The sequence below is a fragment of the Rhizobacter sp. genome (assembly GCA_019635355.1).
Lineage (GTDB): Bacteria > Pseudomonadota > Gammaproteobacteria > Burkholderiales > Burkholderiaceae_C > Rhizobacter.
The window spans coordinates 2,462,681-2,484,465 of record JAHBZQ010000001.1; the positions used below are offsets into that span (position 1 = coordinate 2,462,681).

General features: G+C 69.6%; 23 protein-coding genes. 16 read left to right on the forward strand and 7 right to left on the reverse strand.

The genetic code is table 11. The features are described from left to right. Positions 1-867 carry an autoinducer binding domain-containing protein gene (locus KF892_11010; GenBank protein ID MBX3625534.1) on the reverse strand — a complete coding sequence of 289 codons (867 nt, stop codon included), beginning with the start codon at positions 865-867 and terminating at the stop codon, positions 1-3. Between the two features lie 225 nt (positions 868-1,092). Here KF892_11010 and KF892_11015 point away from each other — a divergent pair, with 225 nt between their 5' ends. Both KF892_11015 and KF892_11020 read left to right on the forward strand, forming a co-directional pair. After that, positions 1,093-2,214: a 2Fe-2S iron-sulfur cluster binding domain-containing protein gene (locus KF892_11015; protein ID MBX3625535.1), complete on the forward strand. Its 1,122-nt coding sequence runs from the start codon at positions 1,093-1,095 to the stop codon at positions 2,212-2,214. Next, on the forward strand, positions 2,211-3,392 hold the full coding sequence (locus KF892_11020; protein ID MBX3625536.1) for an alkane 1-monooxygenase: 1,182 nt from the start codon (positions 2,211-2,213) through the stop codon (positions 3,390-3,392). The genes KF892_11015 and KF892_11020 overlap by 4 nt, the downstream gene beginning before the upstream one ends. 264 nt (positions 3,393-3,656) lie before the next feature. On the opposite strand, the gene KF892_11025 is transcribed toward KF892_11020, so the two are convergent. Then, the gene (locus KF892_11025; GenBank protein ID MBX3625537.1) at positions 3,657-4,124 is read right to left on the reverse strand and encodes a hypothetical protein; all 468 of its coding nucleotides are present in this window, start codon (positions 4,122-4,124) and stop codon (positions 3,657-3,659) included. Positions 4,125-4,314: 190 nt separating this feature from the next. On the opposite strand from KF892_11025, the gene KF892_11030 reads away from it, so the two are divergent. From KF892_11030 to KF892_11075, 10 genes are all read left to right on the forward strand, one after another. Next, the gene (locus KF892_11030; protein ID MBX3625538.1) at positions 4,315-5,166 is read left to right on the forward strand and encodes a class I SAM-dependent methyltransferase; all 852 of its coding nucleotides are present in this window, start codon (positions 4,315-4,317) and stop codon (positions 5,164-5,166) included. Positions 5,167-5,228: 62 nt separating this feature from the next. After that, positions 5,229-5,510 (forward strand): acyl carrier protein, encoded by a 282-nt coding sequence (locus KF892_11035; GenBank protein MBX3625539.1) that lies wholly within the window; start codon positions 5,229-5,231, stop codon positions 5,508-5,510. 19 nt (positions 5,511-5,529) lie between these two features. Continuing rightward, entirely contained in the window at positions 5,530-6,429 is a 900-nt protein-coding gene (locus tag KF892_11040; protein ID MBX3625540.1) for an acyl-ACP desaturase, read from the forward strand. Positions 6,430-6,440: 11 nt separating this feature from the next. After that, positions 6,441-7,490: a fatty acid desaturase gene (locus KF892_11045; protein ID MBX3625541.1), complete on the forward strand. Its 1,050-nt coding sequence runs from the start codon at positions 6,441-6,443 to the stop codon at positions 7,488-7,490. Beyond that, positions 7,487-9,157, forward strand: coding sequence for a fatty acyl-AMP ligase (locus tag KF892_11050; GenBank protein ID MBX3625542.1), 1,671 nt, complete (start codon positions 7,487-7,489; stop codon positions 9,155-9,157). Before KF892_11045 ends, KF892_11050 begins: the two co-directional genes overlap by 4 nt. Then, positions 9,154-9,594, forward strand: a complete 441-nt coding sequence (locus tag KF892_11055) for an acyl-CoA thioesterase (protein ID MBX3625543.1) — start codon at positions 9,154-9,156, stop codon at positions 9,592-9,594. Before KF892_11050 ends, KF892_11055 begins: the two co-directional genes overlap by 4 nt. A gap of 28 nt (positions 9,595-9,622) precedes the next feature. Further along, on the forward strand, positions 9,623-9,796 hold the full coding sequence (locus tag KF892_11060; GenBank protein ID MBX3625544.1) for a rubredoxin: 174 nt from the start codon (positions 9,623-9,625) through the stop codon (positions 9,794-9,796). Positions 9,797-9,805: 9 nt separating this feature from the next. After that, on the forward strand, positions 9,806-10,723 hold the full coding sequence (locus KF892_11065) for an alpha/beta fold hydrolase (GenBank protein MBX3625545.1): 918 nt from the start codon (positions 9,806-9,808) through the stop codon (positions 10,721-10,723). After that, positions 10,720-11,907, forward strand: a complete 1,188-nt coding sequence (locus tag KF892_11070; GenBank protein ID MBX3625546.1) for a fatty acid desaturase — start codon at positions 10,720-10,722, stop codon at positions 11,905-11,907. The genes KF892_11065 and KF892_11070 overlap by 4 nt, the downstream gene beginning before the upstream one ends. Next, positions 11,904-12,455, forward strand: a complete 552-nt coding sequence (locus tag KF892_11075) for a DUF962 domain-containing protein (GenBank protein ID MBX3625547.1) — start codon at positions 11,904-11,906, stop codon at positions 12,453-12,455. Before KF892_11070 ends, KF892_11075 begins: the two co-directional genes overlap by 4 nt. A 21-nt stretch (positions 12,456-12,476) precedes the next feature. On the opposite strand, the gene KF892_11080 is transcribed toward KF892_11075, so the two are convergent. The 3 genes from KF892_11080 to KF892_11090 form a co-directional block, all read right to left on the reverse strand. Next, on the reverse strand, positions 12,477-12,875 hold the full coding sequence (locus KF892_11080; protein ID MBX3625548.1) for an SDR family oxidoreductase: 399 nt from the start codon (positions 12,873-12,875) through the stop codon (positions 12,477-12,479). 197 nt (positions 12,876-13,072) lie between these two features. Next, entirely contained in the window at positions 13,073-14,140 is a 1,068-nt protein-coding gene (locus tag KF892_11085; protein MBX3625549.1) for a class I SAM-dependent methyltransferase, read from the reverse strand. Between the two features lie 11 nt (positions 14,141-14,151). Beyond that, positions 14,152-15,447 (reverse strand): vanadium-dependent haloperoxidase, encoded by a 1,296-nt coding sequence (locus KF892_11090; GenBank protein ID MBX3625550.1) that lies wholly within the window; start codon positions 15,445-15,447, stop codon positions 14,152-14,154. Positions 15,448-15,604: 157 nt separating this feature from the next. Here KF892_11090 and KF892_11095 point away from each other — a divergent pair, with 157 nt between their 5' ends. Continuing rightward, complete coding sequence (locus tag KF892_11095) at positions 15,605-16,642, forward strand: helix-turn-helix domain-containing protein (GenBank protein MBX3625551.1); 1,038 nt, start codon at positions 15,605-15,607, stop codon at positions 16,640-16,642. A gap of 15 nt (positions 16,643-16,657) precedes the next feature. On the opposite strand, the gene KF892_11100 is transcribed toward KF892_11095, so the two are convergent. Beyond that, positions 16,658-18,565: an FAD-dependent monooxygenase gene (locus tag KF892_11100; protein ID MBX3625552.1), complete on the reverse strand. Its 1,908-nt coding sequence runs from the start codon at positions 18,563-18,565 to the stop codon at positions 16,658-16,660. A 109-nt stretch (positions 18,566-18,674) separates the two neighbouring features. Between KF892_11100 and KF892_11105 the strand changes: the two genes are divergently transcribed. Then, positions 18,675-19,085: a MarR family transcriptional regulator gene (locus tag KF892_11105; protein MBX3625553.1), complete on the forward strand. Its 411-nt coding sequence runs from the start codon at positions 18,675-18,677 to the stop codon at positions 19,083-19,085. A 98-nt stretch (positions 19,086-19,183) separates the two neighbouring features. On the opposite strand, the gene KF892_11110 is transcribed toward KF892_11105, so the two are convergent. Then, positions 19,184-20,404, reverse strand: coding sequence for a GGDEF domain-containing protein (locus KF892_11110; GenBank protein ID MBX3625554.1), 1,221 nt, complete (start codon positions 20,402-20,404; stop codon positions 19,184-19,186). 495 nt (positions 20,405-20,899) lie between these two features. Here KF892_11110 and KF892_11115 point away from each other — a divergent pair, with 495 nt between their 5' ends. Both KF892_11115 and KF892_11120 read left to right on the forward strand, forming a co-directional pair. After that, on the forward strand, positions 20,900-21,289 hold the full coding sequence (locus KF892_11115) for a hypothetical protein (protein MBX3625555.1): 390 nt from the start codon (positions 20,900-20,902) through the stop codon (positions 21,287-21,289). A gap of 81 nt (positions 21,290-21,370) precedes the next feature. Next, positions 21,371-21,727, forward strand: coding sequence for a dehydrogenase (locus KF892_11120; protein ID MBX3625556.1), 357 nt, complete (start codon positions 21,371-21,373; stop codon positions 21,725-21,727). The last annotated feature ends 58 nt before the right edge of the window (positions 21,728-21,785 follow it).

Below are 21,785 nucleotides of genomic sequence, written 5' to 3' on the forward strand. Positions count from 1 at the left end.
TCAAAGCGCAATCAGCCCCAGCTCCAGCGCCGTGGTGATCGACTCCTGCCGATTCGTCACCTGCAGCTTGCGCGAGATCTGCTGGAACACGTAGTCGACCGAGCGTTTGCTGAGACCCACCAGGGGCCCGATCTCGTGCGACTCGAAGCCGAGCGCGCCCAGGCGCAGGACTTCCTTTTCCTTGTCCTTGAGCGTCACAGCGCCCAGCTCCGACAAGTCCCACAGCAGGCCGCTGGCCGTGACCCACTGGTGGATGTACTGCGCGAGCAACTGCCCTTCGCAGAGCACTTGGTAGCGCCGGGCCTGCAGGGCCGCCCAGACGTCGGGCAGGCGGCTGTTGAACGACACCGCGCCCCACTCACGGTAGGGCCCGTGCACCGGGAAGCTGATGCGGCTGCGGTAGCTGTCGGACAGGGCCAGGTGCAGGTCGGGCGCCTGCGTCTTCAAACCCGCCTGGTCGACGCGCCACACGGCCGGCACGTGCGAGGTCTTGCAGTGGCGCACGACCTCGTCGGTCTCGAGCAGGTTGCGCGAGTGGTAGGCCACACGCGTTTCGTTGGGCAGCGGGCCGAACACCCAATACGTCGACTCGCCACCGAGCCTGGGCATCCAGCAGGTGTAGCTGATGCAGTCGAAGCCGTTCTGTCGCGCCACCTCGGTGAGGATGGGCGCGAGCTTACGCGTGCGCAGGCGGTCGGCCACTGCGCCGAGGGTGTCGACGAAACCATCGTCGGCATGCGGCACCTCGATCGCCGAGAGGTCGAGCGGGCGCACCCGATAGCGCTGGCCGCAGAACGTTCCTTTGGTGACGATGGGCCCTTGGGCCGGCTGGGAGGCAGTCTCGGCCGGGAAAGAAGCGATCGACATATCCATGAGGCACACCCGTACAGCTTGAGCTCGATGCGGACAGCGCGGACGAGACCACCCCACCCGAAGCATCGACTATTGGGTGAATGGTCGTGCATAAAAATCCCTAATGCGCAGTTCCCCCCTAACTTTGTCGACTCATGGTGGCCGCCGCGCCACGATCGCTTGTCACTAATACAACTGCGTTGCGCGAAGGGTTGATGCGCGAGAGCGTCGCCGCCGATCATGGCCGCCACGCTTTCGACCTCCAATGGGCCCTTCGCCATGCTGCTGTCGCTGTTCAAGACGCGCTCGCGCACCGAGTGCGAAGTCCGCCTCCACGACGGCACGCGCTTTCGTGTGCGCCCCGGGGAAACACTGCTGGACGCCGCGCTCGCCGCCGGTCTCGATGCCCCTTACAACTGCCGGGTCGGCGCTTGCCGCACCTGCCGCTGTGAGGTAGTGGAGGGCAAGGCCAAATCGCTGGTCGACCGCGCCTATGTGCTGGAGCCGCACGACCTGCAGCGCGGCGCCTACCTCGCGTGCCAGACGCAGCCGCTGTCCGACCTGGTGCTGCGCTGGGAGATGGGCCACCGGCCCGAGAGCGGCCTGGCCGCCAAAGTGAGCGGACTGGTGCAGCTCACGCCGCGCGTGTGGCGCGTCTCGCTCATCACCCAGCGTGCCTTGCAGGCCTCGCCCGGCCAGTACGTGGGCGTGCGGGTGCCGCAGGGCGACAACCCGGCGTGGCTGCGGCCCTACTCCATCGTGGCGCTGGCCCCGCACCTCGACGGCAGCCTGCTGCACCTCGACGTGGCACGCCACGCGGGCGGGCGCATGTCGACCTGGCTCACCAGCGCCGACGCCATCGGCCAGGCGGTGCAACTCGCCGGCCCGTTCGGCGACTGCGTGTCGGGCCCCGACCCCACGCCGCTCGCCGCGGCCGGCGCGGGCAGCGGCATCGGCGCCGCCTGCGGCGCCCTGATGGAAAGCCACGCCCGGCACCCCGGCCGCCCCACCCTGCTGCTCGCCTATGGCGTGCAGGTGCAAGACCTCTACGGCGCCGACGAGCTCGCCGCCAGTGCCCGGCGCCACGGCGCGCGCCACCTGAGCCTGGCCTGGGCCGAACACGCGCCTACCGCCACGAGCGGCACCGCACGCGGGCGTGCGCCCCTCGGGCTCGACGCCATCGGCGCCTGGGCGGCCTCGTGGTCGCGCACGCCCTCGCAGGCCACGCCCGACGCGCGCGTGCTGCTCTACGGCCCCGGCGGCTTCATCGACGCCTGCCTGCCGGTGCTGCACGACATGGGCTTCGGCGCCGAGCGCATCCGCTTCGACCGCTATCAATCCCCCTCCGAGGAGACGACATGACCCACTACCTCAAGCACTCGCTCATCCTCGTGGTGATGCCCGCGTTCGCGATCCTCGCGACCGTCGCGCCGCTGTGGGGGCTGGCCGGCGCGCTGGCCCTGGTGGTCTACCAGATCGCCGTCGACGTGGCCACGCCGCGCGAGCTGGCGGTGCCCGAATACCGCCACCCGTGGCTCGTCAACGCCGTGCCCTACGTGCACATCCCCACCTCGCTCTTTGCACTGGTGATGCTGGCGTGGATGGCCGCGCCCGGCGACCTGCTCGGCATCGGTCAACTGCTCGATCGCCTGGGGCTCGATGCCCTGCTCGGCAGCTCGCTCGCCACCCGCCCCGAGCCGGCCGGCTGGGGCGCGCTCGCCGCGGCGGCGGTGACACTCGGCTTCGTGATGTCGACCAACACCATCGCCGCACACGAGCTCGTGCACCGCACCGCGAGCCCCTTCGCCGTGTGGCTGGGCCGCTGGATCCTCGCCACCGTGGGCGACGCGCAGTACTCGATCACGCATGTGTACGTGCACCACCTTCACGTGGGCACGCCCCACGACCCGTCGACCGCGAAGCGAGGCGAGAACCTCTACACCTTCGCGCTGCGCAGCGTGCGCGGCCAGTACCGCGATGCGTGGCAGATCGAGATGCGCCGCCTGCGCGAGCGGCCCTGGCTGCTGCGCGTGCTGGCCAACAAGGTGACGACCGGCCTGGCAATGAGCGGCCTGATCGCGCTCGCCTTCTGGGCCGTGGCCGGCTGGCGCGGCGCCGCGGCATTTGCGATGGTGGCCGCCACCTCGAAGTTCCTGCTCGAAGCGGTGGAGTACATCCAGCACTACGGCCTGGTGCGCACGCCGGGCGGCAAGATCGAGTCGCACCACAGCTGGGAATGCAGCAACCGCGCGGCCTCGCACATCATGTACAACCTGCCGCGCCACGCGCACCACCACCTCGACGCACGCCTGCCCTACTCGGCCTTGAAGCCCACCGAAGCCGCACCCGACCTGCCCTACGGCTACGTCGCGCACATCCTGCTGTCGATGGCGCCGCCGCTGTGGCGCCGCTTCGCCGCGCCGCGCCTGGCGAAGTGGGACGCCGAACTCGCCTCACCCGCCGAGCGTGAGCTGGCGCAGCAGGCCAACCGCGAGAGCCGCCTGCCCTCGTATGCGCTGACGCCAGCGGAGCGTTCCTAGGGCCTGTTCACACTAAATGAGCACCCACGCCAAGGCCTGAAGGCGTGGGCGGCAAGGCGCAGCGGAGGCCGTGTGCCCGTGGCACACAACGACGCTGCAACGCCGCCGCACGCGCCTTCAGGCCCCGGCCCTTCGGGTGATCTCAGCAAAAGCCCGCCCACAGCGTTGCAAATGCTCGCTGTAGCAAGTGCTACAGCTGCGCTTTGCGCCTCGTTGGCGGGCTTTTGTTGAGTCACGTGGGTGCTCATTCAGTGTGAACAGGCCCTAGAACGACTCGAGCACCACCGCGCTCTCTTCCTCGAGCGCGGCGCAGGTGAGGTACACGTCGCGCAGCGCGCCACCCTCGGCGCGCTTGGCGAGCGAGCGCCAGCTGGCCGCCCCCAGGCGCTCGGCCTGGGCCTGCAGGCGGTACTGCTCCTCGACGGGAAAGCGCGCGAAGAAGGCCCGAGCCAGGTCGCCCAGGTCGGGGTTCTGCTCGCGGATCAGCGCCTGCACCACGCCCGCCTGTTCGTGCAGCGCCTCGATGCGCCGCGCCACCTCTTCTTCGCGGGCGGCGCAAGCCAGCAACGCCACACGCCGCTCTCCTTCCTCGTTATCCGCCCAGGTGCGGTAACGCTCGGCGGCCATGCGCTCGGCCAGGGCCATCAGCAGCTGCTGCTGGCCCGGTGCGGCGCGCTGCATCAGCTGGCCGAGCACGGCGGTCAGCTCGCTCGACGGTGTGGTGTCAGGCATGAAGTCCCCCTGTCGTCAATCGGTCGGGCAGTGTGCCACCGGCCCTTCAAAGACCCCATACCGGAGCGGGCTGGCGGGCCATTTCGCACAAATCGCAAACGTGCGGTCTAGGGGGTTGCCGCTGCCGGCGCGCGGCCCGGATCATGCACGCGACCTTGCACTGCAACAACGAACACAAAGGACTCCCACCGTGTCGACCAAAGACGAAATCGATGTGACCTATGGCGTGGACAACGACTTCTTCCGCCTCTGGCTGGACGAGTCGATGGCCTACACCTGCGCCCTCTTCCAGACCGGCGACGAGACGCTGGAGCAGGCGCAGCTTCTCAAGCACGAGCACCACTACAAAGCCGCACGCGTGCGCCCCGAGTCGCGCGTGCTCGACATCGGCTGCGGCTGGGGCGCCAACCTCGAGTACCTCACCGTGCACAAGGGCGTGCGCGAAGCGGTGGGCATCACGCTCTCGCAGGACCAGTACCAGTCGATCCTCGAACGCCAGATCCCCAACACCACGGTGAAGCTCGTCGACTACCGCGACTACGCCCCCGAGAAGAAGTTCGACGCGGTCATCAGCATCGGCATGTTCGAGCACGTGGCCACGCCGCAGCAGACACAGCGCGGCGAGCACATCGGCATCTACCGCGAGTACTTCCGCCGCGCCTGGGAGTGGACGCGCCCCGGCGCCTGGTTCAGCCTGCAGTCGGTGATCGGTGCGCGCATCCCGCGTGGCACGGCGCTGAAGGAGATCGCCTGGACCACCACGCACATCTTCCCCGGCGCCATCTCGCCGCGGCCCGAGGCCATCTTCGCCGCCGCCTCGCCGTATTGGGAAGTGATGGAGTTGCACACCCGCCGCGACCACTACGCCCGCACCACCGCCGAGTGGCTGCTGCGGCTCGAGAAGAACAAGGACACGATCTGCCAGCGCTTCGGCGAGCAGGTCTTCATCGACTACCAGCGCTACCTGCGTGCCTGCGTGATGGCCTTCGAAGAGGGCTACCAGTCGCTTGCGCAATTCGCGCTGCGCCGGCTTGACGACTGAGCCCACCCGTTTCCCCTTCACCCCGGTAAATCTCCCTCTCTTCACACCTACAAGGAATCGCCATGGACCAGGTCATCGACAAAGCGCTCAGCGACGAAGCCATCGTCGCGCTGCTCAAGCGCGCCTACCAATTCGCCAAGCCCGAGCAGGCCGAGGCGGCCGGCCGCTTGACGCTCGACTCCACCGTCGAGTCGCTGGGCATCGACTCGCTGGCTGCGCTCGAGATGTCGGGCTTCGTGGAAGAAGAGCTCGACCTGCACTTCCAGGATGACGAGCTGGTCTCCATCCGCAGCATGCGCGACCTCGCATCGCTGATGCGCAAGCACCTCGCCCGGCGCCATTGACGCGGCAGGAGTCACCGCCATGACACCCACCGCCCTGCAAAGTGCCTCGCCGCGCCTGCGCCGCCGCGAGCGCATGTACCGCGAGTACATGACCTTCTTCGAGCACGCCGAGAAGCACCGCCGCTGGAACCCGATGCACGACATCCCCTGGGAGCAGCTCGAATCGCAGCGCTTCCGCGACGAGGTCGACCAGAAGATGGACGACGCGGCCAAGGCGCGCCTGGCCACCTGCCTCGAGACCTTCTGCGGCGTCGAGCTCTTCATCCCCGACTACACGAAGAACGGGCTCAACCTGAGCCGCGACATCTTCGGCCAGGCCTGGTTCCACCTCGCCTGGGGCTATGAAGAGAGCAAGCACGCCCTCGTCTTCCGCGAGTACCTGCTGCGCTCGGGGCTGCGCACGCTCGACCAGTACATGGACTACGAGGAGGAAGTGCTCAAGACCGAGTGGACGCTGCCCTTCGCCTCGAACCGCCAGATGGCCTGCTACGGCGCGCTGCAGGAGATCGCGACCTTCATGATCTACGTGCAGCAGCGCAACGCCTACCGCCAGATCGGCAACGAGGTGCTGGCCAAGCTCTTCGACCTCGTGGCGCGCGACGAAGCCGCCCACGCGGCCTTCTACCGCAACTTCATGCGCTTCGAGTACGAAGAAGACCCCGAGGGCACCGCGCAAGACCTCGCCTACGTGATCTCCAACTTCGAGATGCCGGGCGAGAAGCTGGTGCCCGAGTTCGAGCGCCGCCTGCAGGTCGAGGGCGTGGCGATCTCGTCGCAGCACTTCCTGCAGCACGGGATCATGCCCACGCTCAAGTCGATCGGCCTCACCCGCCGCGACATGGTGCGCGCCATGCGCAAGCAGGTGCCGCCGACCGTCGCCCCCCACGCCCAGCCCGATCTGGAACTCGCCGCCGCTTGAGGAGCCCCACGATGAACAACATCCAGCGTCCTGCGCTCGACCGTTCGCTGTACGAGCCGTCTCACCTGTGGGCCCTGGCCCACTTCGTCTACGCCGTCGCCCTCTTCTTCGTGCCGGGGGTCCTGAGCTACCAGGTGGCGCTGGCCGAGCTGCCGCTGTGGGCGCAGATCCCGGCCATCGCCTTTCTCACGATCCTGGCGGGGTATGGCCTCAACCTGCTCGGCGTGATCGGCCACGAGGGCACGCACGGCAACTTCGTGAAGAACCGGCGCCTGTCGGCCGTGATCGGCATCTTCAGCGCTTCGGCCGTGGTGAGCTACATGGAGATGGGCTTCGCGCTCAGCCACTGGAACCACCACCGCTTCACCAACCAGAAGGACGACCCCAACGTCTACCCGGTGGAGAACCTGAAGACCTGGTGGTCGCGGCTCTTGATGTCACGCATCAACTACAACCTCGTCTACCTGAAAGACACCTTCTCGATGGCGATGGGGAAGATCCCCACCTTCAAGTACAAGGTGGCGTTCACCGAGGCCGACCAGATCCTCTTCGCGCGGCTCAACTTCCTCTTCGCCGCGATGTGGATCGCGCTTTATGCGGCCATCTTCTACATCGACTGGCGCGCCGGCCTCTTCGTGGTGGCGCTCCCCACGCTGGCGGTGAAGTTCATCGCCGCCTGCCAGATCTTCATCGACCACGGCGGGCTCGACGACGACCGGCTCTTCCGCAACTCGTGGAGCCGCACCTCGCCGCTGATGACGATCCTCTTCTTCGGCGCGAACTACCACAACGAGCACCACGCCTACCCCGGCATCCCCTGCTACCGCCTGCCGCAGGTGCACCGCATCCTGCGCGAGAAGGGCGTGTTCGAGGCCGTGCCCATGCCGGTGGAGCGGGGCTTCTTCAAGTCGTTCAAGCCGCTGTTCCAGGTCTACGCACCCACCGCGAAGGGTGACGATTTCGACCCGTTCGAGATCCCGCAGGCGCCCTCCGCCAGCGACGAGCGCGGCGTGCCGCAAGCCGCTGCGGTGGCGGTCGGTGCCGTGGGATCGGCACGGTGAAACACACCGAGCCGACGCCGCTCTACGCACTGCTCGACGCGATCGAGCGCTGCGAGGAGCGCGGCCACACCTACCTGGCCTCGGGTGGCGCGAGCCGTCAGCGCAGCTACGCCGAGCTGATGGCCACCGCCCTCACCGTGCACGGCCAGCTGCACGCGCGGGGCTTCGTGGCCGGCCAGCGGCTCGCGCTCATCGCGGCCGACGCGTCGAGTTTCATCCCCACCTTCGTGGCGGGCGTGCGTGCGGGCCTGGTGCTGGTGCCACTCTCGCCACCCCCCCTCGGCGGGCGCCAGCAGAGCTACACCACGCTGCTGCGTCAGATCGCCGGGGTGGCCGAGCTGCACGGCATCGTCGCGCCCGAGAGCCTGCATGCCCTCGTGGCCGAGGCCATGCCTGGTGTGCCGGTGCTCGGCTACGACGCGCTGCACACCCCCACCGGCCAGCCCACACCAACGCCAGCCGAGCTGACGCCCGACGACACCTGCTTCCTGCAGTTCACCTCGGGCTCCACCGGCACGCCCAAGGGCGTGATCGTGAGCTACCGCAACCTCGCCGCCAACACGCGCGCGATCATGGAGCACGGCCTGCAGATCACCCCGCGTGACGTGGGCGTGAGCTGGCTGCCGCTGCACCACGACATGGGGCTCATCGGCAAGGTGCTGGCGCCGCTGGCCCACCGCACCGAGATGGTCTACCTCTCGACCGCGGCCTTCATCAAGAACCCCAACCTCTGGCTCGACGCGATCACGCGCCACGGCGGCACGATCAGCTTCGCGCCCAACTTCGCCTTCGCCTACGTCGCCCGCCACTACCTGCGCCGCCCGGTGCCGCTGCACCTGGGCAGCCTGCGCGTGCTCGGCTGTGGCGCCGAGCCGATCAACCCCGAGGTGCTGGCCGAGTTCACCCGCTGCTTCATGCCGCTCGGGCTGCGACCCGAAGCGATTGCGCCGAGCTACGGCATGGCCGAGGCCACGCTCGCGGTGTCGTTCAGCCGCCGCTGGCATGCCCTCGCCATCGACCGCGCCGCGTGCGAGACACGCCGCCGTGCCGTGCCGTGCGACACCGTCGATGCGCTGCGCCTCGTCTCGTGCGGCCCGGCCTTCCCCGAGCATGCGATCACCATCCTCGACGAGCAGGGCCGCCACCTGGCCGAGAGCGTCATCGGCGAGATCGCGGTGCGCGGCCCGAGCGTGAGCCAAGGCTATTTCCGCAACCCCGAGGCCAGCGCCGCCCACTTCGTCGACGGCTGGCTGCGCACCGGTGACCTCGGCTTCCTGCACGAAGGCGAGGTCTACATCTGCGGGCGGGTGAAAGACCTCATCATCGTCAACGGCCGCAACGTCTACCCGCAAGACATCGAGTGGCTGGTCGAGACCGTGCCCAACGTGCGCAGCGGTGCCGTCACCGCCTTCGCCGTGCCCGGCCCCTCGACCGAGCAGGTGATCGTGCTGGCCGAAGTGCGTGGCGACGGCGCCGGGCTCGACGAGCGCATCCGCGAGCTGCTGGCCCAGGAGATGGGGCTCACGGTGCACGAGGTGCGCCTGCTGCCCTCGGGCCGCATCCCGAAGACCACCAGTGGCAAGGTCCAGCGCACGAAGGCACGCAGCGAATACCTCGCGGGCAGCTACGACAGCGTGTTGCCTGAAGCGGAAGAGGCCTCCGCATGAGCACGACCCTGCTTCCGGCCACGCACTATCGGGTCACGGAAATGACGCACCACGTGCGGCCGTCGGACCTCGACATGTTCGGCCACGTCAACCACGCCAAGCCGATCGACTACTTCGAACTCGGCCGCTTCGACTGGCTGCAGCAGAACAACTTCCCCCTCGACGACCGCTGGACGCCCGTGGTCGCCCGCATTGAGGTGAACTACCGGCGCGAGCTCTTCCTCACCGCGATCCGCGTGCAGACGGTGTTGGCCGAGCTCAAGCAGTACACCGCCGAGTTCCAGCAGTCGGTGTTCGTGCCCGGCAGCGAGGCCCCCGCCGTCACCGGCTCGGTGCGCGTGAGCTTCATCAGCAAGGCCACCGGCCGCCCCATGCGCCTGCGCGACGTCGAAGCCCTCGCCTGCTTCCAGGAGCCGCGCGAAACCGCCATCGCCTGACCCTTTCACTCTTCACCCGGAAACGACCATGAAAACCTGGCAGTGCGCCATCTGCGGCTGGATCTACGACGAAGCGGCCGGCATGCCCGAACACGGCATCCCGCCCGGCACCCGCTGGGACGACGTGCCCGCCGACTGGCTCTGCCCCGACTGCGGGGTGAGCAAGGCGAGCTTCGAGATGAGCGAGCTTCAACCGAGCTGAAAGGTGACGATGAGCGAGATCACGCCCGAGACCCTGCGCCTGCGCGCCGCCGACGGCCACGCCATCACGGCGCTGCGTTATGCCGCCACCCGCAACGAGCAGGCGCGCATCGTCGTGGCCGGCGCCACCGGCGTGCCGCAGCGCTTCTACCGCCGCATGGCCGGCTACATGGCGCAGCGCGGCGTGAGCGTGCTCACGCTCGACTACCGCGGCATCGGCCTCTCCAAGCCGCCCACGCTCAAGGGCTTCCCCGCCGACCAGATGGACTGGGTGAGCGACCTCGCCGCCGGTGTCGAACACATGGGCGACGGCAGCGTGCCGCTCTACGTGGTGGGCCACTCGCTCGGCGGCCATGCCTTCGGCCTCCTGCCCAACCACCACAAGGTGAGCGGCGTCTACACCTTCGCCACCGGCGCCGGCTGGCACGGGTGGATGACCCCTGGCGAGCGCCTCAAGGCCATCGTCATGTGGAACACCGTCGCGCCGCTGCTCGCCGCCTGGAAGGGCTACCTCGGCTGGAGCGCGATCGGCATGGGCGAAGACCTGCCGCTGATGGTCTACCGCCAATGGCGCCGCTGGTGCCAGAACCCGCGCTACTTCTTCGACGACCCGCAGATGGCGCAGACGGTGGCGCGCTTCAAGGACGTGCGCACCCCCATCGTCGCCGCCAACGCCACCGACGACGCCTGGGCCCCGCCCGCCTCGCGCGACGCGTTCATGGGCGCCGGCTACGTGAACGCCCCCTGGACGGGCCGCGACATCACGCCGCAGGAGCTGCGCGTGCGCCACATCGGGCACATGGGCTACTTCCGCCCTGGGGCCGAGTCGCTGTGGCAGGACGCGCTCGACTGGTTCGCCGCACTGCCCGAGCGGCACGAGAGCCCAGCGCAGAACGTGACGCAACTCGACGAAAGGCGCCGCGCATGAAGGCCTCTGCCGTGCTCGGCACCGTCGCGCCCACGCGCTCGGTCGACGCGACCGCAGTCACGAGCTTCACCGGCCCGCGCGACCGCGCCCGCTCGGGCGAAGCGCGCGCACGGCAGCGCACCCTCGTGCGGGCGCTCGCGAAGCATGTGCGGTCCGACACGGCCACCGGCGTGCGCCTCGCGGTGGCCGACTACGCGCTCTTCCTGCTGGGCCTCACGCTCGCCGCATTCGCCACCCACCCCGCGCTGCGCATCGCCGGCGCGCTGCTCGCCGGTCTCAAGCTGTGTGGCTTCTCGGTGCTCGGCCACGACGCCGCGCACAACATGCTCACGCGCTCGCGCCCCCTCAACAAGCTGATCGCGGTGGCGGTGTTCACGCCGTGCCTCTTCAACTACCGCCTGTGGCTGCACGCCCACCACGCGCTGCACCACACCTGGACCAACGGCGCCCCGCCCGACATCCACAAGCCCTTCACGCTGCAGCAGTACCGCGCCCTGCCGGCCTGGCGGCGGCTGTGCGTGCGCGCGTCTCGCTCGCCCAGCCTCGTCGCGCAATCGCTCTACTTCATCTACGACCGGCTCACGCGGGTGACGATCTTCTCGCGCGTCTACCCGGCGGCGGTGCGGCGGCAGGCCGTGGCCTACACGCTGCTCACGCTCGCCTACCTCGGCGGCACCGCGGCGCTGCTCGGCTGGCGCCGACAGTTCGAATGGGCCGACACGCTCGTCGACGTCTTCCTCGTGATGGTGCTGCCGCTGCTGGTGTTCCACGCGCTCACATCCATCGTGCTCTTCCTGCAGCACACGCACCCGCGCATCCCCTGGTTCTCGCGCGACGACCCGGTCGAGCATGCCTACGGCCAGGAAGAGCTGGTGGCCCACGTGCCGCTGCCCAACTGGATCGGCTCAGTGATGCACTACTCGCTGGAGCACCCGGTGCACCACATCGTGCCCACCATCCCCTGCTACCACGCCCGCGCCGCGCAGGCCGAGCTGAACCTGCTGATCGGCCCACGTGCGGTGATCTTGAAGCCCACGCTCGGCAACATCCGCAGCGTCTTCCGCCGCTGCAAGCTCTACGACTACGAGACGCACCGCTGGCGAGATTTCGACGGCCGCTACACCAGCGGCAGCCTCGCCCGCAGCGTGCGCGACCCCGTGCACCTTGCCAGGAGATCCGCATGAAGACGCTCACCGAGCAACTGTCGGGCTACGCCACCTGCCACCGCGACCGGCTCAACATCGCCACGCACTACGTCGGCATCCCACTCATCCTCCTGGCGGTGACGGCGCTGCTGTCGCGGCCCGCCGTGATGGTCGACGGCTGGCCGCTGTCACCCGCCGTGCCGGTGGCGGCAGCGGTGATGCTGTATTACCTGGTGCTCGACCTGCGCTTCGGCCTCGCGATGGCGGCCGTGATGGTGGCCTCGCTCGCCGTGGGCGCCTGGGCCGCGTCACTGGCCACGCCCTTGTGGCTGGCCCTCAGCCTCGGCAGCCTGGCCGTCGGCTTCATCGCCCAGCTCGTCGGCCACCGCTACGAAGGCAAGAAGCCGGCGTTCGTCGATGACTTGATGGGCTTCCTGATCGGCCCGCTCTTCCTCGTGGCCGAAGCAGCGTTCGCGCTCGGCCTGCGGCAACGGCTGCAAGGCGAGATCGAAACCTTCGCCGGCCCCACGCGCAGCCACCGACGCGGGCTGCCCAGCCTGCGCGGGCGGGCGCTTCGTCAGAGCTGATGCCCCCGAACGCCCCGTCGCTCAATCCACCTGCGCGCCGCCGGTCGCATTCGCCATCGTCGCGGTCAGGGCCGAGGCCAGGTCGCTCGCCAGCAGCACCGCCGCATTGGCCACTTCGGCCAGCGGCGTGATGCGGCGCAGCGGCACGTCTTTCGCGAACTCGCGGTGCACCTCGTCGACCGTCATGCCGCGCTCGCGGCCGTGGTGCGCCCAGGCCTCGCGCACGCCGGGCGCATCGGGCGAGCCCGGCGAGCGCACCCAGCACACCCGCACCTTGTGCGGCCCGTTCTCGACCGCGAGTTGCCGCAGGTAGTGGTCGACCGCGGCACACGCCACGCCGAACCCGCCCACGTTCGCCGACGGTGACCGCCCCACGTTGGCCGTGATGCCGAGGATGGTGCCGCCGGCATGGCACGCCATGTGCCGGGCACCACCACCGCGCCTTCGCGCGCGAAGGCCCGCGCCACCGCGCCGCCCACCGCCCCCGTCGCGCCATACACGATGGCCCTTCGATTCTTCAACAGCATGGTCCTCGTCTCCTGTTCGGCCCACCCGCCCCCGGGTGATGCCAGACAAGACGACGCACGACCGCCCCGGAAATCGACACGCGGTGGCCATCAGCGCCGCACCTCGAAGATCAGGTTGAACGGCGTCTGCGCCGCCTGCCGGAAGTGCGAGAAGCCGGCCTTGCGGAAGACGTCGGCCAGCCGCTTCGGCCCCGCCTGCGCGCCCAGCACCAGCTTGCCGCCTTCGGAGATGGCGTGCGCGCAGCAGATGAGCGAGGAGCCCGCGTAGTAGAGCTGGCCGACGGGGTTCAGGTTGTCTTCCACCTTGTCGGCCGCATACGGCTCCACCAGCAGCACCGTGCCGCCCGGCGCCAGCACCTCGGCCGCGTGGCGCGCCGCGGCCACCGGGTCGCCGAGGTCGTGCAGCGTGTCGAAGAAGCAGATGAGGCCGTAGCGCTCGTCGGGGTAGTCGGTGGCGCGGGCGACGGCATAGCGCGTGCGCTCCGCCACACCGGCCGTCCGGGCGTTGTGCTGCGCCTGGGCGAGCGACTCGGCATGCGTGTCGAAGCCGAAGAAGCGCGAGTGGGGAAACGCCTGCGCCATCAGGAGCGTCGAGTGGCCGTGGCCGCAGCCCACGTCGGCCACCGCGATGCCGGCTTCGAGCTGTGCCACCACGCCCTCGAGCGCGGGCAGCCACTGCGGCACGAGCGCCGCGCGGTAGCCGTTGCGGTAGAACGCCGCCACGCCACACGCGAGGCGTGCATCGTGCTCGCCCCAGGCCACGCCGCGGCCGGTGCGGAAAGCGTCGAGCGCCTTGGGCTCGTCGGCCCACATCGCGGCCGGCACCTCCCAGGCGGGCGGCACGTAGACGGGGCTGTCCTCGTCGGCCAGCACCATCGCATGCTCGGGTGGCAGCTCGTAGGTGTCGCTGCGCGGGTGGTAGGCGAGGTAGCCGCCGGCCGCCTGCGCGTTGAGCCACTCGCGCACGTAGCGCTCGGCGCAGCCGGCGCGCTGCGCCACCTCTTTCGCGCTCACGGGGCCGGCGCCGGCCATCGCCTTGTAGAGCCCGAGCTTGGCGCCCAGGCTCACCATCACGCCGGTGTAGCCGGTGGTGAGGTCGCCGACGGCGCGGCCGACGAAGGCTTCGAGCTTGGCTTGATCGATCACGGGGGTGTCCATGCGCAGACTCCTCAGCGAATGCGCCGCAGCGCATCGGCCACGGCCTGCCCGATGCGGCGGCCCTGGCGTCTGCCGTCGTGGATGGCATGCGGGAAGTGGATGCCGGCGTAGAGGCGCGACTCGCCGTTCTCATGCGCCGCCTGCGAGAAGCCGCGGAACTGGCGCGTGACGCCGGGCAGCGTGAGGCTCGTCAGGCTGAAGCGCTGCCGGTCGCCGAAGAGTTCGGCCAGCACCTCGGCCGCGCTCCAGCCCAGCACGGTGTGGGTCGACGGGTAGTCGGGCACGGGGGGCGTCACGAGCAGCGGCTGCCAGCTCGCATCGGGCTGGGTGTGCGGGTTGCCGTCGCTCTCGGCCGCGTGGATCGCGGTGACGGGGCGCCAGAAGCGGTGCTCGTATTTCTGGTGGAAGCCGGCGATGAAACCGTCGGCCATTGCGAAGTGCAGCAGCGTGAAGGCACGTGCGGCGTCCCACGCGTCGAGGCGGCGCTCGCGCATCACGGTGTGGGCGATGCGGTTCCAGCCGAGCGGCGAGTCCTCGTACCAGAACTTCGCGATCTCGGTCTGCTCCGGCGTGCGGCTGCGGCTGTTCGCATCGCCGATCTCGCGCACGGTCGCCAGGTCTTTCGCATAACGGTCGCTCGTGAGCAGCAGCGGGCCTTCGAGCGTGTGCTCGCGCAGCGTGATGACGAAGGGCGTCACCTGGCCCCAGCCCGGCGCACCGGCGAAGTCGAAGGGCGCGGTGAACTGGTATTCGCCGGCACCCGGGCGCGGCACGTAGGGGCCGAACGCCGCGTCGGCACCGTCGTTCTGGCGGCGGTTCATCGTGGCCCACGCGGCGGCCTGGCCGAGGGCGATGCCGGCGGTCTTGGCAGCACCATCGGGCAGCGCCTTCAGGGCCTGGCCGTAAGCCGTTTCCACCAGCGCCGCCTGCTCGGGCAGCAGCCGCACCAGCACCTCGCGCGAGGCCGCGGCCACCGCCGCTTCCGGCATCGCCTTGGGCGACTTCGGCAAGCCCGGTGTGTACGACGCGTAGCGCCGGTCGATGGCGTTCAGCGCGTCGTGCACCGAGGCATGCAGGATCGCCAGCGTGCGCGACTGCGACATCGGGTTGGTGCCTTGGCTGGGCGTGAAGGCCGCCTCCACCACCGCGTTCCACTGCAGCACCACGTTGACGGGGGCGGGCCGGTGCGGCGCGCGCGCTTCGGCCGGGCGGGGGTTGGCGGTCAGCGAGGCGGCGGCGCCCACCAGCACCGCGGTGCTGACGAGGCGCATCGCAAACGAGCGGCGCTGTGAATCGAAATGCTTCATGACGGGTCTTCCTTGCAAGCTCACATGCGGAGCAGTTGATGAGGGTTCCCATCGTCTGGGCGTGCCGCTTTTTGCGGCAGTGCCGACCGCGCCCGAAAACGGTTCGTTTGTGCCAACCCGCTGCAACACACCGAGCGCTTCAGCGAAGATGCGCGCCATGTCGAAAGCCACCGCCCACACCAGCTCGCGCACTCCCGGCGCACGCCATGTGTCGCTCGTGGCGCTGCCCGATGCGGTGGTGTCCACGCTCGCCGGCATCTACGACGTGATGAACGCACGCTCGCTGATGGGCACGCCCAGCGACTCGGTGCGCGCGCCCTTCCAGGTCGAGATCGTGGGCGAGACCACCGGCCCGCTAACGCTTGCGAGCGGCGTGCCGATGCCGGTGCAGCGTGCCATCGCCGACATCGACAGCACCGACATCGTCATCGTGCCCTCGGTGCTCTTGCGCGACGGCTGGGCCACCGGCCGCTACCCCGCACTCGTGGCGTGGATCCAGCGCATGCACGCGCGCGGCGCGGTGCTGTGCTCGGCGTGCTCGGGCATCTTCCTGCTCGCCGAGACCGGCCTCTTCGACGGGAAAGACGCCACGGTGCACTTCGGCTACGCACGCGACTTCGCGGCCACTCACCCGAAGGTGACCATCCACCCCGAGCGGGTGCTGGTGATTTCAGGCGGGCGCGAAGACCTCATCAGCTCGGGCGCCTCGACCACCTGGCACGACATGGTGCTGTACCTGGTGGCGCGCTTTGCCGGCGCGACCGACGCGCAGGAGCTTGCGCGCATGTACGCGCTGCAGTGGCACCAGGACGGCCTCGCCCCCTACATCACCTTCGAGGGCAAGAGCGACCACGGCGACGCCGAGATCGAAGCGGCGCAGCGCTGGCTCGCGCAGCATTTCTCGGTGGCAAGCCCGGTGGAAGAGATGATCAAGCGCTCGAAGCTCGCCGAGCGCACCTTCAAGCGCCGATTCACGGCCGCCACCGGCGTGGCGCCCATCGCCTACGTGCAGCGCCTGCGCATCGAAGACGCCAAGCGCCGGCTCGAGCGCACCGATGCCTCGGTCGACGAGATCAGCTGGCGCGTGGGCTACGAAGACGCGGCCTTCTTCCGCCGCCTCTTCAAGCGCACCACCGGCATGGCGCCGGGGGCGTATCGCAAGCGCTTCCGCATTCCCGAGTTCGCACGGCCCTGAGGTCGCGCGACACGCTCAGGTGCGGGTGCGCAGGATGCCGGCGAAGTAGGCCGCGAGTTCGTCGTGCGCCGACAGCGGCAGCACGTGGCCCACGTACTGGTCAGGCCGCACGACCACCACGCCGCCCGTGGCGCGGTCGATGCCGCGCAGCGTGAAGATGTCCTGCCCCGGCCGAGGGTCGGCGCAGAAGACCTTCTCGTAGTCGCACAAGCCGTGGCGGCCCACCGGCGGGCGCAGCAGCGGCGGCATGGCACTGTGGTCGAGCGCGCGGTGGCCTTGCTGGAACACCGCGCGGGTGTCGATCACCGCGTCGAGGTCTTCGCCCGGCGCGGTGTGGCGGCGCAGCGGCGAGGCCGCATCGCGTTCGAGCCAGCGGCACAGCGCCTCGACCTCGCCGCCCGGTGCGCCGGTGTCTGCGGCCGGCGCGAAGATGAACAGGCGAAAGCGCGCGTCGGCGTCGATGCAATGGCCGAGTTGCATCGGCCGCGCATCGGCGAGGCGCACCACCGGCGCCGAATGGAAGCGCTTGCCCAGCTCGAAGCCGGCCGCGAGCCGCTGATGCACCGGCGTGCCGGTCAGCAAACCGGCCGCGTACTCGACCGTCAGGCCGCAGGTGAACGGCAGGTTGTTGACGAACTCGCGCGCCACGCGCGGCAGGCTGCCGGGGGCACACGGCTCGGCGCGCTCGCCCACCACGCGCGACCAGGTGTGGTCGACGGCCACCAGCGCCTGCGCCGCGGCACGGCGCTCGCCCGAGTAGCTGTGCAGCAGCGCCGGCTCGGCGCGGCCGGTGAGCACCGAGATCAGCTTCCAGCCGAGGTTGAAGGTGTCGCCCATCGAGACGTTCATGCCCTGGCCGGCCTTGGGGCTGTGGGTGTGGCAGGCGTCGCCGGCCAGCATCACGCGGGGTGCGCGCATGGCCACCTCGTGCGCGGGCACGTCGTCGAACTTGTCGGTGAGCCGGTGGCCGATCTCGTAGATCGACCACCACACCACTTCCTTCACGTCGAGCTGGAAGGGGCGGAAGATGCGCTGGGCCTTGGCGATGATGTGCTCGGCGCCCAGGCCGCGGCTGGCCACACGCTCGTCGTCGCCGAGGCGGTCGAGCTCGACGTAGAGCCGCACCAGGTGGCCGCCCTCGCGCGGCAGCACCATGAGCGTGCCTTCGCCCTGAGAGCGCACGAAGGATTTCATGCGCCAGTCGGGGAAGTCGGTCACCGCCAGCAGGTCCATCACGCCCCAGGCCTGGTGGGCGGCGTCGCCGTGCAGCGCGCCGCCGATGGCGCGGCGCACGTTGGAGCGCGCACCGTCGCAGCCGATCACGTAGTTGGCGCGCAGCTGCACGGTCTCGCCTTCGCGCTCGGGTGCGGTGTGCGCGAGCGTCACGTGCACCGGGTGGTCGTGGGCCTCGGGGTCGATGCGCAGGTCGAGCACCTTCAAGCCGTAGTCGGGTGCGAGGCGCGTGGGCGCGTGGCGCATGCGGTCGAGGAACATGTCGTGCACACGGGCCTGGTTGATGAGCACGTGCGGCATCTCGGAGGTGCCGGCGGGCACGTCGTCGACACGCGCCACGCGGGTGAGCTGCCCATCGTCGCCAGGCGACCAGAAGGTGGTCTCGTTGATCCACACCGATTCGCGCAGCACCTTCTCGGCGAAGCCGAAGGCCTGGAACATCTCCATCGTGCGCACGCTGATGCCGTCGGCTTGGCCCTTCTCCATCGGCCCCAGCTTCGGCTCGACCACCATCGTGCGGATCTGCGGCACCTGTGCGAGCTGCGCTGCGAGGCAGAGCCCAGCGGGGCCGGCGCCGGCAATCAGCACGTCGACAGTCTCGGGCAGCGGGTCGCCCGCACCGCGATGGCCTGCAGCGGCGGGGTGAACATCGGGGTCGCCGGGGCGAAAGCCATGGAGGTGGAATTGCATGCCGTGTCCTTCCACTTTGTAAGTTCACATATGATATGTATACATACTATATCGGTCAAGGATCATCAAACGGTCAAGACACAAGGAGGCCTGGGTGGAACGAATTGAGATGGCGGGGCATTTGATCCGCCGCCTGCACCAGCAGTCGATGCAGGTGTTTCAGGCGCAGACGCAGGCCGCGGGCTTCGACCTGACCTCGGTGCAGTTCGCCTCGCTCGACGCGATTGCGCAGCAGCCCGGCATCGACCAGGCGAGCCTCGCCGCCACCATCAGCTTCGACCGCGCCACCATCGGCGGCGTGGTCGATCGCCTGGAGCAGAAGGGCCTGGTGCAGCGCGAGGTGAGCCCGCACGACCGCCGCGCCCGCCTGCTGCAGCTCACGCGCGAAGGCAAGCAACTGCTGGCCGCCGTGCGGCCGGTGGTGGTGGATTTGCAGGCCGACATCCTCGCGCCGCTGAGCGCGCGGGAGCAGGCCACCTTCGTGGCGCTGGCGCGCAAGGCCCTGGGGCTGGTCGACTGAAAGGCCGCGACCAGCCGGCCGAGCGCCGGGCCGCCCCAAGCCGGCCGGCATCCCCTCGGGGGATCGGCAGGTATCCCTGCCGAGGGGCCGTCTTCCCTTCAGGCTGCGATGGGATCGAAGGGCGCGTGGCCGGTGTCGTCGTGGAAGACGTTGGGCATCTCGTCGTTCGTCGCCTGCACCTGGTTGCGGCCTGCGCGCTTGGCGCGGTAGAGCGCCTCGTCGGCGCGCATCAAGAGGCGCGAGGGCTCTTCACTCGGGCCCTTCCATTCGGCCACGCCGAAGCTGGCCGAGAGGGCGAGCGGCCCACCCTCGCGCGGCACCTGCTGCGCGGCGAGGTGGGCGCGCAGCGCCTCGGCGGTCTGCGCCGCCTGGGCGAGGCCCACGCCGGGCAGCAGCACGATGAACTCCTCGCCACCGAAGCGGCCCACGCGGTCGACCTCGCGCACGTGGGTTTGCAAGAGCGCGGCCGTGTGCTTCAGGGCCTGGTCGCCGGCGGCGTGCCCGTGGCGGTCGTTGATCGACTTGAAGTGGTCGAGGTCGACCATCACCACCGCGAAGGTGTCGCCCACGCGGCGGCTGCGGTGCAGCTGCTCGTCGATGGCTTCCTGCATGGCGCGGCGGTTCAAGAGGCCGGTGAGCCCGTCGTGCCGGGCGCGCCAGCGCAGCTGCTGGATGAGGCGCGCCACCACCAGCGCCATCAGCATGGCGTGCAGCATCGCGATCACCGCCACCACCGCCATCGCGGTGCCCACGTTGAGCGAGCTGTGCGAGGCGATCTCGGTGGCCAGCGCATCGGGCTTGAGCGCGGTGCGCAGCGCGCGGCCGGCCGAGTTCACGCCCGCGAGCAGCAGCGGCACCGCCAGCACCCACGGGAAGCGCAGGCCGAGCGTGTGGCGCGCGTAGCGGTAGAGGTCCCACGCCGTCCAGAGGTAGAGCGTCATGGTGATGGTGTAATGCACCACCGCCTGCTCGCGGCGCCAGGCCGGGTCGGCGCCGATCCACGAGGCCAGCGCGGCGGTGGCCAGCAGCGCGGCGTGCGGCACGTAGCGCCGCTTCTGCCCGGTGAAGTGCCACACGCCTTGCTGCAGCAGCGCAAGCCCGGCGATGGCGAGCAGGACGCCGGCCATCGGCAGCGCCGCGAGGTGGGTGCCAAGGTAGATGAAGGCGGTGGCGCTGCAGGCCGCGTAGGCCGACCAGTGCGCGGCGGCCGCGCGCGTCTCGCGGATCCACCAGGCGCCCAGGCCCCACATCACCGCCGCGACGGCCTGCACCATCGCCAGCATCAAGAACGCAATTTCAGAAGGCGTGAGATTCGACATGCACCGCCGCTCCCGGATCCCTGATTTTCCCTGGCCGGGGGTATAGCACGCGCGGGCACCGGCCCCGCCGACGAGGCCCCGTGCGGTCGGCGCGTTAGCCGCCCACCACGACACTGACACCTTGGCGACACCGCACCCGTTGTGTTGGCGCGACTCCGCTCATCCAACGTGCCAGATGTCACACAGCGAGGCCAGAATGCGAGGGTTTTCCACTAGGGCCTGTTCACACTAGATGAGCGCCCGCGTGACTCAACAAAAGCCCGCCAACGAGGCGCAAAGCGCAGCTGTAGCACTTGCTACAGCGAGCATTTGCAACGCTGTGGGCGGGCTTTTGCTGAGATCACCCGAAGGGCCGGGGCCTGAAGGCGCGTGCGGCGGCGTTGCAGCGTCGTTGTGTGCCACGGGCACACGGCCTCCGCTGCGCCTTGCCGCCCACGCCTTCAGGCCTCGGCGTGGGTGCTCATCTAGTGTGAACAGGCCCTAAGCAATACCACCATGACCTTCCGCCCCGCCAAGCCTCTCTTCCTGATCGCCCTGGCCCTGCCGATGGCCACCGCCCACGCCCAGAACGGCGGCAATGAGCACGATGCGATGCTGTACCTCGAATCGCTGGCCATGCCCAAGCGCGCCACCGTGTGCGCCAACCGCCTGGCAGGTTATGCGCACAAGTTCGACCCGAAATTCGCCGCCTGGCGCAATGCCAACCAGGCCCGCCTGGTGGCTGGCGAAGCGACCCTGCGTGCCCAGCAAGACTTCGCCAACCAGGTGCAGAGCGTGACCCTGGTCGCCACGCAGAACCTCGAGCGCGCCACGCCCGAGCTGCTGAAGGAAGACTGCAACGCCATGCTGGACGAGCTGACCGTCGCCTCGCGCGACACGCGCTGAGGGGCGATCCACTCGCCACCGGTGGCGGTCAGTCGTGTGCGTTTAAGCTCCCGCTCCACGACCACTGCACACCCCGCCCCCATGTCCTACATGCTGCTCATCCACGAACCGGTCGGCCAGCGTGCCGAGCGCGGCGAGGCCGAAGGCCGGGTCCTTTACGACCGCATGCTGAGCTGGGGGGCGACGCTCAAGGCGCGCGGGGTGCTCGTCGCCAGCGAGTCGCTCAAGTCGCTCGACGAAAGCGCTGCGCGCCTGCAGGTGCGCGGCGGCAAGACCTTGGTGCTCGATGGCCCGTTCGCCGAGGCGAAGGAAATGGTGGGCGGCTTCTTCCTCCTCAACTGCACCACGCGCGAGGAAGCCGTCGCCATTGCCGCCACCTGCCCGGCCGCCGAATGGGCGACGGTCGAGGTGCGGGGCATCGCGCCCTGCTACGAGTGAGCTGATCTCCTGCTGAAACGACGGGCCAGGGTTTTCACCTAGTCGCCCCCTGTCGAAA

Bases quoted from the DNA above. Each gene is read 5' to 3' on its own strand.
- KF892_11010 (MBX3625534.1), bottom strand. From the start codon at position 867: ATGTCGATCGCTTCTTTCCCGGCCGAGACTGCCTCCCAGCCGGCCCAA.
- KF892_11015 (MBX3625535.1), top strand. From the start codon at position 1,093: ATGGCCGCCACGCTTTCGACCTCCAATGGGCCCTTCGCCATGCTGCTG.
- KF892_11020 (MBX3625536.1), top strand. From the start codon at position 2,211: ATGACCCACTACCTCAAGCACTCGCTCATCCTCGTGGTGATGCCCGCG.
- KF892_11025 (MBX3625537.1), bottom strand. From the start codon at position 4,124: ATGCCTGACACCACACCGTCGAGCGAGCTGACCGCCGTGCTCGGCCAG.
- KF892_11035 (MBX3625539.1), top strand. From the start codon at position 5,229: ATGGACCAGGTCATCGACAAAGCGCTCAGCGACGAAGCCATCGTCGCG.
- KF892_11040 (MBX3625540.1), top strand. From the start codon at position 5,530: ATGACACCCACCGCCCTGCAAAGTGCCTCGCCGCGCCTGCGCCGCCGC.
- KF892_11045 (MBX3625541.1), top strand. From the start codon at position 6,441: ATGAACAACATCCAGCGTCCTGCGCTCGACCGTTCGCTGTACGAGCCG.
- KF892_11055 (MBX3625543.1), top strand. From the start codon at position 9,154: ATGAGCACGACCCTGCTTCCGGCCACGCACTATCGGGTCACGGAAATG.
- KF892_11060 (MBX3625544.1), top strand. From the start codon at position 9,623: ATGAAAACCTGGCAGTGCGCCATCTGCGGCTGGATCTACGACGAAGCG.
- KF892_11065 (MBX3625545.1), top strand. From the start codon at position 9,806: ATGAGCGAGATCACGCCCGAGACCCTGCGCCTGCGCGCCGCCGACGGC.
- KF892_11070 (MBX3625546.1), top strand. From the start codon at position 10,720: ATGAAGGCCTCTGCCGTGCTCGGCACCGTCGCGCCCACGCGCTCGGTC.
- KF892_11075 (MBX3625547.1), top strand. From the start codon at position 11,904: ATGAAGACGCTCACCGAGCAACTGTCGGGCTACGCCACCTGCCACCGC.
- KF892_11080 (MBX3625548.1), bottom strand. From the start codon at position 12,875: ATGGCGTGCCATGCCGGCGGCACCATCCTCGGCATCACGGCCAACGTG.
- KF892_11085 (MBX3625549.1), bottom strand. From the start codon at position 14,140: ATGGACACCCCCGTGATCGATCAAGCCAAGCTCGAAGCCTTCGTCGGC.
- KF892_11090 (MBX3625550.1), bottom strand. From the start codon at position 15,447: ATGAAGCATTTCGATTCACAGCGCCGCTCGTTTGCGATGCGCCTCGTC.
- KF892_11095 (MBX3625551.1), top strand. From the start codon at position 15,605: ATGTCGAAAGCCACCGCCCACACCAGCTCGCGCACTCCCGGCGCACGC.
- KF892_11100 (MBX3625552.1), bottom strand. From the start codon at position 18,565: ATGCAATTCCACCTCCATGGCTTTCGCCCCGGCGACCCCGATGTTCAC.
- KF892_11105 (MBX3625553.1), top strand. From the start codon at position 18,675: ATGGCGGGGCATTTGATCCGCCGCCTGCACCAGCAGTCGATGCAGGTG.
- KF892_11110 (MBX3625554.1), bottom strand. From the start codon at position 20,404: ATGTCGAATCTCACGCCTTCTGAAATTGCGTTCTTGATGCTGGCGATG.
- KF892_11115 (MBX3625555.1), top strand. From the start codon at position 20,900: ATGACCTTCCGCCCCGCCAAGCCTCTCTTCCTGATCGCCCTGGCCCTG.
- KF892_11120 (MBX3625556.1), top strand. From the start codon at position 21,371: ATGTCCTACATGCTGCTCATCCACGAACCGGTCGGCCAGCGTGCCGAG.